Source organism: Phocaeicola faecalis, from assembly GCF_021730445.1.
In the GTDB taxonomy this organism is placed as follows: Bacteria; Bacteroidota; Bacteroidia; order Bacteroidales; family Bacteroidaceae; genus Phocaeicola; species Phocaeicola faecalis.
This window is the reverse complement of record NZ_JADNRM010000010.1, coordinates 30,160-48,877: the sequence shown is the minus strand read 5'-3', so window position 1 is coordinate 48,877 and position 18,718 is coordinate 30,160. Positions and strand designations below refer to the sequence as shown.

The 18,718-nt window shown below is 43.3% G+C and carries 11 protein-coding genes; 9 read left to right on the top strand and 2 right to left on the bottom strand.

Features of this window, described 5'->3' with window-relative positions; translation table 11 throughout:
* The first annotated feature begins 24 nt into the window (after window positions 1-24).
* The 9 genes from IR173_RS11030 (at window position 25) to IR173_RS10990 (ending at window position 15,171) form a co-directional block, all read left to right on the top strand.
* Window positions 25-897 carry a helix-turn-helix domain-containing protein gene (locus IR173_RS11030; RefSeq protein ID WP_237039714.1) on the top strand — a complete coding sequence of 291 codons (873 nt, stop codon included), beginning with the start codon at window positions 25-27 and terminating at the stop codon, window positions 895-897.
* A gap of 145 nt (window positions 898-1,042) precedes the next feature.
* Window positions 1,043-1,735 carry an RraA family protein gene (locus IR173_RS11025; protein ID WP_237039653.1) on the top strand — a complete coding sequence of 231 codons (693 nt, stop codon included), beginning with the start codon at window positions 1,043-1,045 and terminating at the stop codon, window positions 1,733-1,735.
* A gap of 18 nt (window positions 1,736-1,753) precedes the next feature.
* Window positions 1,754-2,923 (top strand): mandelate racemase/muconate lactonizing enzyme family protein, encoded by a 1,170-nt coding sequence (locus tag IR173_RS11020; protein WP_237039652.1) that lies wholly within the window; start codon window positions 1,754-1,756, stop codon window positions 2,921-2,923.
* Between the two features lie 5 nt (window positions 2,924-2,928).
* Window positions 2,929-3,720, top strand: a complete 792-nt coding sequence (locus IR173_RS11015; protein WP_237039651.1) for an SDR family NAD(P)-dependent oxidoreductase — start codon at window positions 2,929-2,931, stop codon at window positions 3,718-3,720.
* A 29-nt stretch (window positions 3,721-3,749) separates the two neighbouring features.
* On the top strand, window positions 3,750-4,643 hold the full coding sequence (locus IR173_RS11010) for an SMP-30/gluconolactonase/LRE family protein (protein WP_237039650.1): 894 nt from the start codon (window positions 3,750-3,752) through the stop codon (window positions 4,641-4,643).
* Window positions 4,644-4,655: 12 nt separating this feature from the next.
* The gene (locus IR173_RS11005; protein ID WP_237039649.1) at window positions 4,656-6,215 is read left to right on the top strand and encodes a sodium/sugar symporter; all 1,560 of its coding nucleotides are present in this window, start codon (window positions 4,656-4,658) and stop codon (window positions 6,213-6,215) included.
* A gap of 28 nt (window positions 6,216-6,243) precedes the next feature.
* Entirely contained in the window at window positions 6,244-9,240 is a 2,997-nt protein-coding gene (locus IR173_RS11000; RefSeq protein ID WP_237039648.1) for a glycoside hydrolase family 2 TIM barrel-domain containing protein, read from the top strand.
* Window positions 9,241-9,266: 26 nt separating this feature from the next.
* Complete coding sequence (locus tag IR173_RS10995) at window positions 9,267-12,686, top strand: glycoside hydrolase family 2 protein (RefSeq protein WP_237039647.1); 3,420 nt, start codon at window positions 9,267-9,269, stop codon at window positions 12,684-12,686.
* Between the two features lie 145 nt (window positions 12,687-12,831).
* Window positions 12,832-15,171 (top strand): beta-galactosidase, encoded by a 2,340-nt coding sequence (locus IR173_RS10990; RefSeq protein ID WP_394800665.1) that lies wholly within the window; start codon window positions 12,832-12,834, stop codon window positions 15,169-15,171.
* A gap of 258 nt (window positions 15,172-15,429) precedes the next feature.
* Here IR173_RS10990 and IR173_RS10985 read toward each other — a convergent pair whose 3' ends face one another.
* On the bottom strand, window positions 15,430-16,929 hold the full coding sequence (locus tag IR173_RS10985) for a TolB family protein (protein ID WP_237039646.1): 1,500 nt from the start codon (window positions 16,927-16,929) through the stop codon (window positions 15,430-15,432).
* Between the two features lie 6 nt (window positions 16,930-16,935).
* Complete coding sequence (locus tag IR173_RS10980; RefSeq protein WP_237039645.1) at window positions 16,936-18,696, bottom strand: DUF6057 family protein; 1,761 nt, start codon at window positions 18,694-18,696, stop codon at window positions 16,936-16,938.
* Window positions 18,697-18,718: the final 22 nt, after the last annotated feature.

The window sequence follows — 18,718 nt, the reverse complement described above, 5'->3', positions numbered from 1 at the left end:
TGTAACAGAGAAATAGATAAGATTATGGATGAATGTGCCGTACCCTCTTCCCTTTGGGAGATATTGGAGCAGATAACCGAGAATTTAAAGAGTAAGCGTCTGGCGGATGTGTTCCGTTTTATCTCGTTTTATCCTTCGGAAACGTATGGCCCTCATAAGCATTTGCGCATTGAAATAAACTATGTGAAAAAGGGCTATTGTATCCTCCATTTGGATAATGAAAGTGTGACCTTCAAGGAAGGAGAGATAATGGTTATCACTTCGGATGTTAATCATTTGTTTGAAGCGGGCAGTGAAGGGACAACTCTGATGCAGTTGGAGTTTTTGCCGGAAATCTTTTCCAACTTTAACTTGAATTCCCGGGTGGGCAAAGATAATTCGGTGCCCACTTCCGTCTTTTTATTTTCTGAAGAAAACAGGCTGATTAAAATAGTGAATAACCTTCGTATCATGCGGGTAGTGCAGCGTATAGTGAATGAGTTGGAGATAAAAAGTGTATATTATCAATATTTGGTCGTGATGTATTATGCAGAGTTGCTGGTGCTTATCTATCGTTATATGGATGAGGCTTATTTACCTATCTGCACTAATGAATCGCTGAGAAAAGCCATTGCTTACATCCGTTTGAACTATCATTCGGATATTAATATAAATAAGGTGGCGGAAGAAGTAGGCATCAGTGAACGCTATCTCAGAAACCTATTTTCACAGTATTTGAATCTTTCTCCCTTAGATTATCTGAATCAGATAAGAATCAATAAAGCGGTCGAACTTTTAAGAAGCACGGAAATGTCTATAAAGGAAGTGTGCTTCCAATGTGGTTTTCAGTCGCCACAATACTTTTCACGCATCTTTAAACAACAGATGGGAGTGTCTCCGCGTGATGTGGCAAAATAGTATTTCCGTTTTGTATATGTTTTGGCCATATTTTCACCTTTTTACATAAGTGCCATAGCTCTGAAAAGTTCTTTCTTTCTTTAAAGCAGATTACCTTTGCTGTTACTATAATAAAGTAAAAACAACCTTTTAATAGAACAGAAAAATGAAAGAATGGAACGATGACAAAGAGCTGGTTTCCTTGATAAAGGGAGAACTCTATACGGCTGTTGTCGGAGATATTATGGACAAGATGGGATATACACATCAATTCTTGCCGCCTCGTATTCGTCCGCTTCGCGACGATATGTTTGTGGCAGGGCGTGCCATGACCGTACTCGAAGCCGATGTGTATGACAATCAGGGAACAAGCGGAATAAACCCGGTGCTGAAGCGCTCTTTCGGTTTGATGCTCGAAGCATTAGACGATTTGAAAGAAGGTGAAATCTATATTTGCTCCGGTTCTTCTCCCTCTTATGCTTTATGGGGGGAATTGATGAGTGCACGTGCCATGCAGTGTAAAGCTGCCGGTGCGGTTGTGAATGGTTATTCCCGTGATACGAAAGGTATTCTGGCTTTAAACTTTCCCTGTTTTTCTTATGGTCCCTATGCTCAAGATCAGGCTCCGCGCGGAAAAGTGATTGATTATCGTGTGCCTATCGAAATTGATGGCGTGTTGGTGAATGACGGAGATATGTTGGTGGGGGATATTGACGGTGTGTGTGTGGTGCCGCGCCAAATAGAAGAAGAAGTATTTGTACGTGCTCTTGAAAAAGCGCGTGGCGAACGTACCGTCTTGAAGAAGATACAGGAAGGCATGAAAGCCCGGGATGCATTTGATAAATTTGGTATTATGTAGTTTATAAAATAGGTAAAGATGAAAATAACAGATGTAAAAGTATGGTTGGTGCAGGGCATCAAGTACAATTGGACTTTATTGAAGATATATACAGACGAAGGTTATACGGGTGTGGGTGAGGCTACTAACTGGCCGGGAAGTCCTATCGTATACGAGGCGGCAAAACATATAGGCAACCGCATTATCGGGCTTGATCCGATGAAGACGGATTTTATTTGGACAAAGCTTTATCGTGACTTAAACTGGGTAGGTCCCTATGGTGCCAGTATGTGTGCCATTAGCGGTATTGATATGGCATTGCTTGATTTGAAAGGCAAGGTATTGGGGGTGCCGTGCTATGAACTTTTGGGAGGAGCTTACCGTAAGGATATTCTGTTGTATGCCAATTATTGGTTTACGAAAGGGGGGCACAATGAAGCCGATTATGCTGAACAAGCACGTGCGGTGAAGGCAGCCGGATTCACGGGGTTGAAGTTTGACCCGTTTGCACATACCAATTATTTCTATGGTGAAGATTTGGCGTCCAATCTTACACTGACTCCTGCACAACAGGATTTGGCATTCAACGTTTCAAAGGCAGTCCGTGAGGCGGTAGGTCCGGAGGTGGATATTATGATTGAAACCCATGCCATGCTGAATTACCGCATTGCTGTGAAGATGGCGGAGCGTTTGGCAACATTGGATATTGCCTGGTATGAGGAGCCGGCAGGACCGGAAAGTTCTCAAACATTGCGTGCCATGCGTGAACGCATTCCCTCGGATGTTTCTATTTGTGTGGGCGAACGTCATTATACCCGCTTTGGCATTCGCTCATTGCTTGAAAAACATATATGTGATATAATCATGCCGGATATAACCCGCTGCGGAGGACCTTCTGAGATGAAACGGATGGCTACGATGGCTGAGGCTTATCAGGTTCTATTGGCTCCTCATAATCCTAACGGCCCCTTGTCCACTCTTGCTTCGTCTCATGTGTGTGCTTCCGTTCCTAATTTTTTCCGTCAAGAGTTTATGTTCAATGATGTTCCCTGGAGGGATACGGTTATTGACCATCCTATTGCCGATATGGTTTATGATGGGCATTTACATCTGTCGGACCGCCCGGGGCTGGGAGTGGATTTGGTGGAAGAGGAGATGGAAAAGCATCCGGGTATTATAAACAATCCTCCTGAGAACTTTTATATTTAATGCGTATGCCGTTTCAAATAGACTTAACCGGAAAGGTTGTTCTGATTACCGGAGTATCCTCCGGTATCGGACTGGGCACGGCACGTGAGTTTGCTCGTGCAGGAGCTTGTGTGGCAGGATGTTCGCGTAAGCCGGGCACTGATGACAGTGTTTCTGTATTTTTGCAGGCTGTGGAAAGAGAGGGTCGCAAGGCACTCTATGTTCAGGCGGATGTCACGCAGGAAAAGGAATTGGAACAGTTTGTGCAAGAGGTGATTACGACCTTCGGGCGGTTGGATATTGTTGTTTCCAACGCCGGGATGAATGTATTTGAAGGTGCGGCAGCATGTTCGGAAAGCCAATGGACATACAATCTGGACCTGAACTTGGCTTCTCACTGGCGTTTGGCCAAACTTTGTAAACCTTATTTAGAACAAAGTGGCAATGGGGTCATCTTGCTGATGACTTCCAATCATGCTTTCTGTTCCATTCCGGGGTGTTTCCCCTATAATGTTACAAAGACGGCTATCACCGGACTGGTACGGAGTCTGACTATAGAGTGGGGGCCGAAGATACGGACGGTCGGGGTGGCTCCTGGATTTATAGATACAGCAGGAAATGATACTTGGTTCAATTCGTTTCCGGATGCGATGGCCGAACGTCGGCGTACGATTGACCTTCATCCGGTGAAAAGAATCGGTACGGTGGAGGAAGTGGGTGCATTATGTGTTTATCTGGCTTCACCCATGGCTCAATTTATAAGTGGAACGACCATTCTGATGGATGGAGGACGGTCTGCGTTGATGCAGGATGTTTAAATCAGTTTTCAATAGGTAGTTTAATATAGATGATGATGAATGCAACTCTATTACATCGGTGTTATAACCGGACCGGCGAGGCCGCTACATGGATGCCTGGTTTAGAATGTTTGTTATGGGTGGACATTGATAATGGGATTTTATATCAATATGGTTCCAATGAAGGTACGGTGGAAGAACATACCTTTCCGGAAATGGTAACTTCTATTATTCCTTGGAAGGGACATGACCATGAAGTGCTGCTGGCAATGAAAAACCGCTTTATCGCTTATGACTTGAAAGAAAGGACATATAGGACATTGATTGAGCTTCCATGTTTGCATCCGCAATGGCGTACCAATGACTGTAAGGCATCTCCGGAAGGTCGTATCTGGTGCGGAGTGATGCATTGCAGTGAACATAATGGAAACGGAAGTTTGTATTGTGTGGATAATGATTTATCTTTGGCATCTGTTTTGGGACAACAAAGTATCCCGAACGGAATTGTTTGGAACCGGAAAGGAGACCGTATGTATTATGCTGATTCCGGCAGAAGATGCATTGAAGAATATGCTTATGACTATTTGACCGGTGCTATTTATTTTATTCGTACTGCTGTACAGGTTCCTATGGAGTATGGAGTGCCAGACGGAATGACCATTGATGCTAACGGACTTTTGTGGGTGGCTCATTGGGGAGGATTCGGCGTGTATGTTTGGAGTCCGGCAACGGGACAACTGGTTGATAAAATAGAAGTTCCTGTTCCCAATGTGGCTTCGTGCACATTTGGTGGTAAGGAGCGTAATCAGTTGTTCATTACAACGGCCAGAGACGGTTTGTCGGAAGCCGAGATACAAGCCTATCCACTGAGTGGCAGTTTGTTTGTGGCCGATATACCCGGAGTTGCTCCGGGAGAGAATCATTATCCGTTTATAATCCGCTAAGAGGACGACAGCATGAATATATCAACGATTGATTTGATTATCTTTATAGCCTACTGCTTGCTTATTTTGCTTGTAGGACTTTATGTTTCACGTAGTTCTAAAGGGGAGGTGCAGGATGCCAATAACTATTTTTTGGCCGGCAGGGGATTGGCTTGGTGGGCAATAGGGGCCTCTATTATAGCATCCAATATCTCGGCAGAACAGTTTGTCGGTATGTCGGGGTCTGGTTATGCCATCGGATTGGCTATGGCGACGTATGAGTGGATTGCGGCGTTGGGGCTGCTGATTGTGGCTAAGTTTTTTATTCCTGTTTTTCTGGAGAAGAAAATCTTTACGATGCCACAATTCTTGGAGGAGCGTTTCGACCGCCGGGTGAAGACGGTGATGGCTTTTTTCTGGTTGGCGGTATTCATATTTATCAATTTAACTTCCATTCTTTATTTAGGTGCCTTGACCATTGAGAATATTATGGGAGTTCCTATGTTGGCAGGGATAATAGGATTGGCAGCCTTTGCCGGAATTTATTCCATTTACGGAGGACTGAAAGCCGTGGCGTTGACCGATGTTATCCAGGTTGTGTTCTTGATAGGCGGCGGATTGATAACCACTTACATTGCACTCGATATGCTGGGCAATGGGGAAGGGGTTATTTCAGGGTTTACCAATCTTTGTGAACAGGCGGAAGATAAGTTCCATCTTATACTTGATAAGTCACATCCCGGATATATGGATCTTCCCGGGGTATCGGTTATTATAGGAGGGTTATGGGTTGCCAATTTATATTATTGGGGATGCAACCAGTACATTATTCAGCGTGCGTTGGCAGCCAAATCGGTGAGCGAGGCACAAAACGGTATGTTGTTTGCCGGTTTCATCAAATTATTGATTCCGTTGCTGGTCGTCATTCCGGGCATTGCGGCATTTGCTTTGAATGCTCCTCTGGAAAAGTCGGATGAAGCCTATCCTTGGTTGCTGAGCAATCTGCTGCCTGTGGGGGTAAAGGGAATTGCATTTGCGGCTCTGACGGCAGCGATTGTCAGTTCGCTGGCATCAATGATGAATAGCATTTCCACCATTTTTACAATGGACATTTATCGTTCCTATTTTCGTCCTAAAGCAGGACAGACCGAGTTGGTGCGTACCGGACGTTGGGCAAGTGCTGTTTCGTTGTTGGTGGCAGTGTGTATCGCTCCTTTACTTTCGGGGTTGGATCAGGCGTTTCATTATATTCAGGAATTTACCGGATTTGTGAGTCCGGGTGCATTGGCTATTTTTCTTGCCGGTTTCTTTTATCGGAGAGCAACGGCAAACGGTGCGCTTTCGGCAGCACTCGGGTCATTTGTATTTTCTGCTTTGCTGAAAATACTTTGTCCGGCTTTGCCGTGGATGGATAGAATGGGCATTGTCTTTTTATTATGCTGCGGTCTTATCATTATGCTAGGCAGACGTAACCGCTCATCCGGCCAATGCTCCGCTATTCATGCTTCGTTGTTTCATACAAGTAAGTTATTTAATATTTTTTCTTGCATCATCATTGCCATTTTGATTGGTTTCTATTGGCTTTGGTGGTAAAAAGAGTACTAACCTTATTTATATCATTATGATAACGATAAAACAGACTTTATTAATGGCAGGTATTTGCCTGCTTTCATATTCTTCCCTGAATGCAGCATCCGCTGCTGTCTGTTCGGGGCGAAGTTATATCTTGCCTTCACAGTTGGAAGGAGTGCAGCAACCTGTCATGTCATTAAGCGGAACATGGGCATTTAAATATTCTCCCCAAAGCCGGTGGACTACTATTCAAGTGCCCGGCGAAGCGGCTATGCAAGGATTTGCCATTGAACATGATAAACCGTTCTTTTATAAGAAGACATTTATCATACCGGCCGACTATGCGGGAAAGCAGGTTATTTTGCGTTTCGACGGCGTATACAGTCATGCCAAGTTGAGTGTAAATGGTAAATTTGTTCGTGAGCATCATGGTGGTTTTACCCGTTGGGAAACTGATATTACTTCGCTGGTGCGTGTAGGGAAGAAGAACGAAATTCAATTGGAGGTAGCAGACCGTTTAGACGAGATTTCTTATGCTTCCGGATATGCACATCATCCTATTGGCGGCATACTTCGTGATGTCACATTGTTCGCTTTACCTGAATCTCACCTGTATGATGTGAGTGTGGAAACCCATTTGGATTCACTTTATAAAGATGCCGAGTTGCGTTTTGCTTGTGAGTTTATCGGTAAAGAAGGTGCGGAAGCAAGATTGGAGTTGAAGGATAAGGAAGGCAGAAATGTACAGTTGCCGCAAAGCCGTTTTAAGTTGGCGAAAGGGAAAAATACGTTCTCGTTGCCTGTAGCAAACCCATTGAAATGGGATGCGGAACATCCTAATCTGTATACATTGGAAGTGGCAGTGTACAAGGATGATAGAGAACTGTCTCGTTTCGACCGCCGTATCGGTTTTCGGGATGTGAAGATTGTTAAAGACCGTATGTTGGTTAACGGCCGTCAGGTGAAACTGCGCGGAGCTTGTCGTCATGATATCCATCCTACATTGGGGCGTACCACTACTGCTGAGTTGGATAGTCTGGATGTATTGCTCTTTAAGCAGTCTAATATGAACTTTGTCCGTACTTCTCATTATCCTCCTTCGGAACGTTTTTTGGAGTTTTGTAACCGTTATGGTGTATATGTGGAAAGTGAAACGGCTGTTTGCTTTGTTGATACTTATCGGCAGAAGAATTATGCTCCGGGTAATACACAGAGTGATTCGGCTTATGCCGACCGTTACTTGGGACAATGTCAGGAAATGGTGAAAGCTTTCCGTTCTCATCCTTCTGTCTTGTTTTGGAGCATCGGTAATGAAAGTGCTTATGGTACTAATTTCCAATTGTGCTGGGATTGGGTGAAGGCTACGGATACCACGCGCCCCGTTATTTTCAGCTATCCGGGTTCGGCTATGGAAAAGAAGGCTAAAATATTTGATATTCTGAGTATGCACTATCAGAATGTGTATGGCGATATCAACCAATGGGGGATGTCTACCCGTAATTTTCAAGGACATGGTATGCCGGCATTATACGATGAGTGGGCTCATCCGGCTTGTTACACCTATGCCACTTTGCAGACCGACCCTAATATCCGTGAATTCTGGGGGAAATCTATTGATATGATGTGGGATGGCTTGTACAATGCGCCGGGCGGATTGGGAGGAGCTATTTGGGGATATGTGGATGAAGTGTTTGCATTACCTCAGCCTAAGGTTGGAACTGCATTCTGGAAAGAGTTTGCCCACACTGCCAAACCTGAAAATTATCAAGGGAACTGTGTCGGATACGGAGAATGGGGTATTGTAGACGTATGGAGACGTCCGAAACCGGAATTTTGGTCTACCAAGAAAGCTTATTCACCTGTGCGTTTACTGGCAGATGACAATCTTTCTTTTACTGCCGGGCAACCACTGATGTTGACTGTATACAACCGTTTTGACCATACCGACCTGGATGAAATAAGTGCATTTTATACTTACAAAGGAACGAGGAAGTCTTTGAAACTGACTTCTGTCGAGCCTCATCAGAAAGGTCTGTTGACAATTCCTGCCGAGCAATGGGAAGAGGGTGAGAAGCTGTTGGTAGAGTTCTTTACTTCGGAAGGAGATTTGATTGATGCTTATCGTCTTGTATTGGGAGTAGAAAAGATAGACTATCCTGTTGTGGTTGGCGGAGAAAAGCTGATTGTAACAGATAATGGTGATAAACTGATTATAAGAGGGGAAGGCTTTGAAATACCTTTTGATAAGGCTACAGGGTTAATAGTCAATGCTAAAGCCGGTGAGCAAGTGATAATAGAAAAAGGTCCGTTCCTTAATCTTTATGTTAACCTGAATCATTTGACAGGTGCAGAGGTTCGTAAAATGGCCAATCATTTTATGATTTCAGATTCGGACTGGAAAAAAACATCATTCAGTTACACTGAGAAAGAGAACGGAACAGTCAAAGTAGTGCTTGTCGGCAATTACCGGGGAGTTGTAGCGGAGTTTGATATATTGATATCTCCTAAAGGAGAGTTGTCGGTTAATTACCAAACTTCCGGTGTGCCCAATGGTTTCTTGCGTGAGACGGGGTTGTCTTTCTATTTGTCGGATGCTATCCAACACTTGGATTGGAAGCGTAAAGGGTATTGGAATTATTATCCTGAGGGTGAATTTGCCGGAAATGAAGGTCGTACTTCCCTTTATCAGTCTAAACAGGCAGCATACGGCGAAAAACCGGTTCAAGTTTGGCAGGCTGATACGCACAACTATTATTATTGGGCAGATGCCGGTGCCAATTGTAAGCAGCCTCTTACACAAATGGCAAAAGGTATGAAAGAGAATATTTATTATTATTCACTTTCTACGGAAACAGATTCCGAACATCGGATATCGGTCATCTCAAAAGATGCTTCAGTAGCTTGTCGGATAAACAAACGTGCCGATGAACAATTGATTTTATACACAAATAATCGTTGGGATTATCCTGAAATAGCATGGGGAAATTATTGTAAGACATTGGAAGCTCTGCCTTGCTATGGACAGATAAATCTGAGAATGAAATAATCGAATAAAAAAGTGTGCGTCATTTTATGATGAAGGTTAATATAATAAAGAGATTGAAACGTATTGGGGCAATAGTCGGAGCAATGCTTATAGGAGCATTGCCGGCACTTGCTCAGGAAAGTTCATTGACGAGGGTTGCAGCCAATGATTGTGGTGTACCCGGTGCGCAGCCTTTTTTAATAAAAGGAGAGAACTATACGATGCCTCCCGAGGTAAAAGGTAGTAAGGAAGCTATAACATGCAATTTCGGTGGAAAAGTGATTTATGCTTTTAATCATTTGGATATTCATGCCGACTATCAATTGGAGGTGGTTTATCTGGCTGACCATGAACGTAAACAACGTATTGTGGTAGATGGAAATGAAATACAGAATGTGACGTTGGAAGCGGGAAAGGAGCAAAGATATTTGTTGGACTTACCACGTAAAGCTTATGCTTACAGTCAGTTGGTATTGGTGTTTGAAGTGGCCGGAAAAGGAGCAAATGCCATTGTTTCCGAATTAAACCTTTATTCTTCCAATACTAAAGCTCCGGTTCCTTTTGAAGGTAAAGAGAAAGAGGCATTGGGAAATGTGCAGACTTATCGTATTGATACGGATGTGGATGTTGAAAAAGTGTTGCCGATTTATACGGTTCTTCCTAAAAGTGTTACGGGTACTTATCGGCCGGTTTTGTCTTTGAATGGAACATGGCAGTTTAATCCTCAGCCTGAAAAAGAGTTTTATAAACACCCGGATTCTTCCGGGTGGAGGTCTGTTATTGTTCCCGGCCAATGGTCGATGCAGGGATTTAAGGTGGACTCGATGGCGTATGCAGGTTATCGTAAGTCGTTTGTTTTGCCGGAAGATTGGAAAGATAAGAATGTCAAATTACGCTTTGACGGAGTGCATAGTGAATACTATGTTTATCTAAATGGGGTGAAAGCAGGTTATCATTTAGGGGGGATGACTGTATATGAGATAGATGCGACAGAGTATTTAAAACCGGGTGTTAATGAGTTGGCACTTGCTGTAAGAAGCGAATCTTTGGCTGACATGCTGGGCAGTCTGACTCAGTATGCCGCCCATCAGTTGGGAGGTATTACCAGAAAGGTGACACTGATGGCTGTTCCTCAAACCCATGTGTCGGATTTGCGTATTGTAACAGATTTGGATAGTGAATATCGGAATGCGGTTCTGAAGATAGAGACTGCTGTAGTGAATAAGGCAACTTACGTGCAGAGTGGATTGACATTGCGATTGTCTGTCAATGGTTTGCCTAATGTCATAGAGCAATGTCTTCCGAAACTGGCTGTCGGAGAGACTTGGAAGGGGCTTCTTTCGGATACTGTTACTGCCCCGCTGTTATGGAATAATGAACAGCCTAATCTTTATACGTTGAGAATGGAGCTTTGTCTAAATGGCGAAGTGATAGAAACCGTGGAGAAACGTTTTGGTTTTCGTGAGATAGAAGTTCGTGGAAATGAGTTGTTTGTAAATGGGCGTGCTGTTAAGTTGCGGGGAGTATGCCGACATGAGATGCATCCTTTGACGGGGCGTGTCGTGGATGCAATGTTGCAACGAAAGGATATTGAACTTTATCGTGCCGCCAACTGTAATTTTGTCCGTACTTCACATTATCCTCCTTGTGAGGAAATGCTGGATATCTGTGATGAACTGGGAATGTTTGTCGAAGTAGAATCTCCGGTTTGCTGGGTGGGACATCATGCCAATGAAAATTGGAAAACACTCAATTATCAAGATAGCCAATACTATCCTTATATACTCCAAGCTAATATGGAGACGATTCATTTTTATCGTAATCACCCTTCTGTTTTGTTTTGGTCTATGGCTAATGAGTCTTATTGGAACAAAGAATTTGCCCAAATACAAGAATATGTGTATAAAGCCGATTCTACTCGTCCGCATACGTTTCACGACCAGGCGTATGGAGGTTTTAATAATCAGGGAAGTACTGCTCCTATTGCGAATATTCATTATCCCGGGCCTAATGGCTATAAAGTGGCTGCGCAGAGTAATCGCCCCATGATTTATGGAGAGTATTGCCATTTAAATGTTTATAACCGCAGTGAACTGGTGACCGACCCGGGGATACGTAGTGATTGGGCATTGGCCTTGGCTCCTACTTGGGAAAATATGTATCAGACCCGAGGAGTGCTGGGCGGTTCTATTTGGTCGGGCATTGATGATATCTTCCAATTGCCTGACGGGAATGCTGTCGGGTATGGAGCTTGGGGGCCTATTGACGGTTGGCGTCGCCCCAAACCGGAATATTGGGATATGAAGAAAATTTATAGTCCGGTCAAAGTTCTTACCGAAGCTCTTTCACCTGCCAATGAATTGGTTGTGGATGTGGAGAACAGATATACTTACCTGAATATGGATGAGATAAAGATTGCTTATCAATATGGCGAGGAACAGGGTACGGTTTCTGCTTCCATTTCTCTTTCGGAAGATGGGAGGATACGTATACCAATAGCCAATCCCGATAAGGCAAATGAACTTTATTTGTCATTTACTGATCCTCGTGGGTTTATTGTTGATGAATATCTGATACCGGTAGGAGAACAAAAACAAAATGAGCTGCCTCAATGGTTGTCGCAGTCGACTAAACTGAAAGTCGGTAAAAAGGCTTATGTAATCAGTGGAAAGAATTTCTGTTGTGAAATCAGCAGATTTAATGGGCAAATCTTGTCTCTGAGGAAGGCAGGAAAAGAAGTCTTGAAAGGCGGTCCATGGTTGATGGCGCTTCCGTTGACTGGAGGTGGATGTTATCCCAATCACAATGCTAATACGCCTATTTATAACGATTTATGTTCAGATTGGAACGCAGTGGAAGTAAAGGCATATAAGGAAGAAAATAATGTAATAGTAACTGTAACAGGAAGCTATAAGGAGTTTGAAGGCAGTTATCGTTTGACGGTTAATGCTAATGGTGAATTGGCAGTTGACTATCATTTTAAAGCTTTACAGAATGTAAATCCGCGACAATGGGGCTTGGTTTTTGAGGCACCACAAAGCTATGACCAGACGTTTTGGCGTCGTAAGGGAATGTGGAGTGTGTATCCTGATGACCATATCAGCCGTCCGGTAGGTACTGCCGATTTATTTTATCAGGGTCTTCCTGCACAAACAAATCCGCGAATACAACCTTCGTGGTCGTGGAGCAAAGACTTTAATGAATTGGGTAGCAATGACTTTCGGGCTACTCGCCGAAATATTTGGTATGCAGGATTGTGTGACGGAAACGGGCATAAAGTAACGGCTTGTTCAAATGGTGAGCAGCATTGGCGTTCTTGGTTGGGAAAAGATAAAATCTGTTTTCTTGTTGCCGACTTTGTAACTGCCGGCAACGAAATGTTTTTGGACGGATATTATGCTCCTTATCGGAAACCGATTAAGAGTAATGACATAATAAAAGGTAAAGTGACACTGAGAGTGGAATAAAGCTGTATGTTCAGTACCTGATATTCCTAGAGTTTTATTTATTAGTTCCGTTTTGTGCAACTCTTCTTTCCGGCAAATTAAATTAGGAAAGAAGGGTTGTTTTTATCTTTGTACTTTAAAACAATCAGCTTATTAATGTCGTATTATGAAAAAATCAAGTAAAGTCTTTGTCTTGTTTTTCTTCCTTTGTTCTTTGATATTTATGGGATGTAGTCCCATACAAAAGGAGAAACATACTTTTTCTATTGGTGATAAAACATTTTTATTGGATGGAACCCCTTTTCTGATAAAAGCAGCCGAGATGCATTATACCCGTATTCCTGCCGAGTATTGGGAACATCGTATACAGATGTGTAAGGCACTTGGCATGAATACTATTTGTATTTATGCTTTTTGGAACATCCACGAACAAAAAGAGGGCGAGTTTGATTTTAAAGGGCAGAATGACATAGCTGCATTTTGCCGTTTGGCACAGAAACATGGAATGTATATCATGTTGCGTCCCGGTCCTTATGTTTGTTCGGAATGGGAGATGGGAGGATTACCTTGGTGGTTGTTGAAAAAGAAAGATATCAAGCTTCGTACCAATGATGCCTATTTCCTTGAAAGAACAAAATGCTTTATGAATGAGATTGGTAAGGAACTGGCGGATTTGCAGGTGAGCCGCGGAGGGAATATCATTATGGTACAGGTAGAAAATGAATATGGAGCCTATGCTACTGACAAAGAATATATTGCCAACATACGCGATATAGTCAAAGGAGCCGGTTTTACAGATGTGCCTCTGTTTCAGTGTGACTGGAGTTCTACTTTCCAACGTAACGGATTGGATGATTTGGTTTGGACAATTAATTTCGGAACAGGAGCCAATATTGATGCACAGTTTAAAAAATTGCAAGAAGCTCGTCCCAATGCACCTTTAATGTGTAGCGAGTTTTGGAGCGGATGGTTTGACCATTGGGGACGTAAACATGAAACTCGTGATGCTGAGACAATGGTTTCGGGCATTAAAGATATGCTTGACCGCCATATCTCTTTTTCTCTGTATATGACGCATGGAGGAACTACTTTTGGACATTGGGGAGGAGCAAATAGTCCTGCTTATTCTGCCATGTGTAGTTCTTATGATTATGATGCTCCTATCAGTGAAGCGGGTTGGGCAACTCCTAAATATTATAAGTTGCGGGAGATGTTGATGCAGTATGCCGACTCAGCACAAGTGATACCCGATGTTCCGGCTGCTTATCCGGTAATTGAGATTCCCGAATTTGCTTTGAAGGAAGTGGCTCCGTTATTTGACAATCTGCCCGAACCGAAACTTTCAGAGGATATCAAACCGATGGAGCAGTTCGACCAAGGTTGGGGAACGATTTTATATCGCACCTCTTTGCCGGAAGTGAAGGAAGGTACTACTTTGTTAATAGATGAAGTACACGATTGGGCACAAGTGTACGCCGATGGCAAACTGTTGGGACGTCTGGATCGCAGACGCGGACAGAATTCGTTGGTACTTCCTTCGCTGCAGAAAGGTACCCGACTTGATATTCTGGTTGAAGCGATGGGACGTGTTAATTTTGATGTGGCTATCCATGACCGTAAAGGAATTACGGATAAGGTTGAACTGCTGACCGAGACGGATAAACGGGAGTTGAAGAATTGGGAAGTTTATAGTTTCCCGGTTGCTCACGACTTTGCAGAGTCAAAGAAATATGTGGAGGGTGAAAAACTTGATGCACCTGCATACTATCGTGCAACGTTTGAGTTAGACCAAGTAGGAGATGTTTTTCTAGATATGCAAACGTGGGGAAAAGGAATGGTTTGGGTTAATGGAAAGGCGATGGGGCGTTTTTGGAAAATCGGACCGCAGCAAACTTTGTTCATGCCTGGCTGTTGGCTGAAAAAAGGTAAGAATGAAATCATTGTTCTTGATTTGATGGGACCTGAGAAAGCAACGGTATCGGGATTAAAGAAACCTATTCTTGATATGTTACGCGCTGAGGCTCCCGCCACCCATCGCGCTAAAGGGCAAAATCTTAATCTGAAAGGCGAGAGCCCGGTTGCCGTTGGCGAATTGTCAGCAGGTAACGGCTGGCAGGAAGTTAAATTTGGAAAAACTGTTGCAGGACGTTATTTCTGTCTGGAGGCATTGAGTGCGCAAGATGGAAAAGACAATGCTGCCGTGGCCGAGTTCTATTTGTTGGATGAAAATGGTAAGCCGCTTTCCCGTCAGCATTGGAAGATTGAATATGCTGATAGTGAAAGCACAAGTTGGGGCAACTTTACTGCCGATAAAATATATGATTTGCAGGAATCTACCTATTGGAGCACTCGTGATGGAAATAAATATCCTCACCAGTTTGTAATAAGTTTGGGAGAAGACGTAAAAGTTTCCGGTTTCCGTTATCTGCCACGTGCTGAAGAGTCGTATCCGGGTATGATAAAGAAGTATAAGGCTTATGTAAAGAGTACCCCTTTTAATTTCTGATTCTTTCTTAGAGTTTTTATAATACAATCTTAATTCTAAAAGTAATAGTCCGTAATTGAGACTGTTGCAACTCCTCCTATCTCGCAGAAACGCCTATAATGAGAATGCTTCTGTGAATAGGAGGAGTATCTATTCACACATTCTTTCGAGTGAAAAAACACGTTAGTACGTATAGGCCTGTACGTACGTCCGCATGAGGTCACACGTACGTGTAGCCTCATGCGGACGTACGTGTAAAAGCGTGCTTTCTGGTCAGTATTATTTCCCCATTCTGATTCTATTTCCCGGCTTGCGTGCAGTGTTTGCGATAGTATGTGCCTCGGCTTCTACTTTACCTTTTACAAATTCAGGAATATTATATGAGAACATGAAGCGTGAGTAGAAATCAGGGTCTTTTTGCGGGAGGACAAAAGGTTTGCCAGACGTTCCGTTTTCATCAATATGTACCAGATACGGACGTGTATAAAGACCGTCAATGCGCCGGCTGCTGAAAACAAGCCAACGGCTGTTACTGCTCCATGAATGGTAGCTTTCCACATCGTCACTGTTTACTTCATCCATACGGTGCATGACACCCGAATTCAAATCTATTCTATATAAATCTGCATCTTTATGCCAAATGGAAAAGTTTCCATACTCGGACAGTGTAAAGACAAGTTGTTTTCCATCGGGAGAAACTCGGGGGAAGGAGGCACTTTTGTGTTCTGTTTCGGTTATTTGGACAGTGGCTTGTTCACTGCTGTAAAGTGTATCGACTTGATGACCGAAACGGCGGGTTTCGGGGTCGAAGCTGATAGAACAAAGGCTGTATTTCACTGATTTGAAGTCTTTGGGAAGTTCCTTCGCCTGAGCCGAACAAAAATAAAGTGTTTTTCCGTCCGGTGAGAAAGTGGGGAAAGTTTCAAAGGCTTTATTGGAGAATATCAGCGAGTCGGTCACTACTTCATGCTTATTGACATCATATACTACCACGTCGGAAGACAGGTCATAGACTTCAATCCGGTTTTTATCGTTCATGTGGAAAGACTGACGGGTATTGTTGACGGAGAAAGCCACAAAGTTGCCCGTAGGATGCCATGACGGATAAACCAATGACTGCACTTTTTCACCGGCTTTCGTATCCAGTTTTTCTATGCTCTTTCCATTTATAATGTAAGTACCCGGCAGTTCGGCACGCATGTGGAACAGCATTTTCTCCGGGTCTTGCTGACAGAAGGAATGGCAATTCATGCAGTTATGGTTTGTCAGGCTGTTTTCAATGATAGGTGTTTGTTCATAATCGGTGAGATGACGTTGGTAGATTCCCATTTTATTCCACAATTCATATCCCGGTTCTATCAGTCGGTAGGCCAGATACTCGTCTATCGGGTCGGCAGATACATGCCACAGAAAAGTGGGGTAGCTTTGCCATTCGTTCTTTTCTCTTCGATATACTTTTACATTAATGTCTTTTCCGACAGCCTTGTCTAGTAATTTGTTCCATTCTTTTTCTGAAAAGAGAAATTGTCCGTCAGCGGAAGCTGCCGTTATCATCTTTTCATTGCCGCAGCTGAGTACGGCTATTGCTTCGTCTCCCGGTTCCAATAACTGAAAACGTAAGGGGGCGATATGTGGGGGAATGGTGACATCGGCGTAATCGGGAAAGATAGACGGCAGTTCGTCCAGCGTTACATCGGCAACCGGTTCTTTAGTTGTGCCGGTGCAGGCTATGCAGCAGATACAAAGCAAAAATATGTGGAATAAGATAGAGTTCTTCATATTGTTTTATTTTTTGAACATATAATAATACCAGTATGTATTACCGAAACCGGCATGCAGCTTATTGGGTAATGCGGCACTTCCTCTGTTTTGAAGTACCGTTTGCTTGAAAGCACGGAAACGTTCTGCCACTTGTGGAGTTACGCCCAATCGAGTCCATGCTGCTGTGTCTCCTTCGTGGGCGAGAATGATGGCTTCCTGAAAACTCACCGGCATAGGCGACAACCCTTTGGCATTATGATAGGTTTCTATAAGTTGGTTGAACGGAATGATATCTTTATTCATTAAACAGAATATGCCTAGGTATTCGAATGCCGTCTTACATTCGGGATTGGAAGCGACGATTTGGAGCAAATCATAGGGAACTCCTTCTATTTGGGCCAAGCCGTCGGTCTTGGCAATACAGTGTCGTTTGAACCCCAATTCAGAATCTTTGTCTATAGCTTCATCATTGTTCAGAAATTGTTTTAAAGCAAGTGCCTGCTCTCTATAAGCGTGCGTGTCTTCCAACATTCTGATGTATTTGCCGGCAACGGCATGATTGCCATAAATCAAATTTGTCTTCACCAGTCTGATTAGCAGGCGGGGATTTACAGTCCATTCGGAAGAAATCATTCCCTCGAAAGCCATTCGTTGGGCAAGGGCTACATTTCCCATTGCATAATAAACATCACTTAATAAGGTGGAAGCTGTGGTGGAACGGTTCCATGTAATCCATAAACCGTCTGTCCCTACTTGTTTGAGCGATAATGCTTTGTTGGCCAAAATGCCTTTTTGTGCCAATGCCAGATTTTGGAAGCAGGCGTGCATGGCGTTTTTATCGGAACGAAGGGGAGCAGAAAGAAGTTTGTCCCATTGTTCGGTTCTGGCGTAATAATCGAGCTCTTTTACAAAATACAACGTAGGGGAGTTGTATGTCTTTGTTCCGTTGTGTAGGAACCATCCTGCCAATATGATTTGAAGAATAGGAGAGGTATAGACCATCCATTTCTTTTTAAATCCTTTGAATTTACCACATAGGCAGGCTAGTGCGAATATGAGTAATAATGCACCCCAAGCATAATAAATAATAGGTTGTAATGCCAATCGGGGATGGAAATAAGCATCGGGCGAGAATACAATGCGTGCTTCTCCTCCCAGTCCTGTCTGATACCACCAAAAGGCGGGAAAAATACCTAAAGGGAGTAAAAGAAGGGAATACCATTTAGAAGATGATTTTTTATAGAATTCATAGAAAATAGCACAGAATATGACTGCTTCGAATGCCGGACCTGCAAAGTAGAACAGTAGCCATGAGGCGATGGTCATGAATGAAATCCGAATCAATGAGGAACGGATGCGGATGTATAAATTGAGTATCCAGACTACCGATGCGTAGGCAAGGATGCCTTCCAGATGATGATTGAAATCCATATCGGCCAATAATAGTAGGATGCCCGGTGTCAGATAGGCCAACGGCATTTCCAAATTGGGAGACAGCTTCCTCCAGATGGTCTGCACACCGATGCTGATAAAGAGAAACAGACAGGTCATAATCAGCGGTCCGATATGCGGGTGGATGAAATATTGAATTAAAAAAGAAGCAATGTATTCAGAGATACCTCCGGGATGGGAAAAGAGTTGGAGAGCGTAGTCTTGGTTGAAACGGAACAAACGAAATTGTTCGATATAAAAATAGTGGAATGCAAGTTGCCGTTCCAAATATGAAAATAGAAGCAAACCTATGCACAGCCAGCTTGTTATATTAATTATAATATTCTTCTTCATCAATGAGTTTCGTTTATTCTGC

What these genes read in the sequence shown, in the direction of transcription:
- IR173_RS11030 (WP_237039714.1), top strand. Translation starts at nt 25, where the DNA reads ATGGATGAATGTGCCGTACCCTCTTCCCTTTGGGAGATATTGGAGCAG.
- IR173_RS11025 (WP_237039653.1), top strand. Translation starts at nt 1,043, where the DNA reads ATGAAAGAATGGAACGATGACAAAGAGCTGGTTTCCTTGATAAAGGGA.
- IR173_RS11020 (WP_237039652.1), top strand. Translation starts at nt 1,754, where the DNA reads ATGAAAATAACAGATGTAAAAGTATGGTTGGTGCAGGGCATCAAGTAC.
- IR173_RS11015 (WP_237039651.1), top strand. Translation starts at nt 2,929, where the DNA reads ATGCCGTTTCAAATAGACTTAACCGGAAAGGTTGTTCTGATTACCGGA.
- IR173_RS11010 (WP_237039650.1), top strand. Translation starts at nt 3,750, where the DNA reads ATGATGATGAATGCAACTCTATTACATCGGTGTTATAACCGGACCGGC.
- IR173_RS11005 (WP_237039649.1), top strand. Translation starts at nt 4,656, where the DNA reads ATGAATATATCAACGATTGATTTGATTATCTTTATAGCCTACTGCTTG.
- IR173_RS11000 (WP_237039648.1), top strand. Translation starts at nt 6,244, where the DNA reads ATGATAACGATAAAACAGACTTTATTAATGGCAGGTATTTGCCTGCTT.
- IR173_RS10995 (WP_237039647.1), top strand. Translation starts at nt 9,267, where the DNA reads ATGATGAAGGTTAATATAATAAAGAGATTGAAACGTATTGGGGCAATA.
- IR173_RS10990 (WP_394800665.1), top strand. Translation starts at nt 12,832, where the DNA reads ATGAAAAAATCAAGTAAAGTCTTTGTCTTGTTTTTCTTCCTTTGTTCT.
- IR173_RS10985 (WP_237039646.1), bottom strand. Translation starts at nt 16,929, where the DNA reads ATGAAGAACTCTATCTTATTCCACATATTTTTGCTTTGTATCTGCTGC.
- IR173_RS10980 (WP_237039645.1), bottom strand. Translation starts at nt 18,696, where the DNA reads ATGAAGAAGAATATTATAATTAATATAACAAGCTGGCTGTGCATAGGT.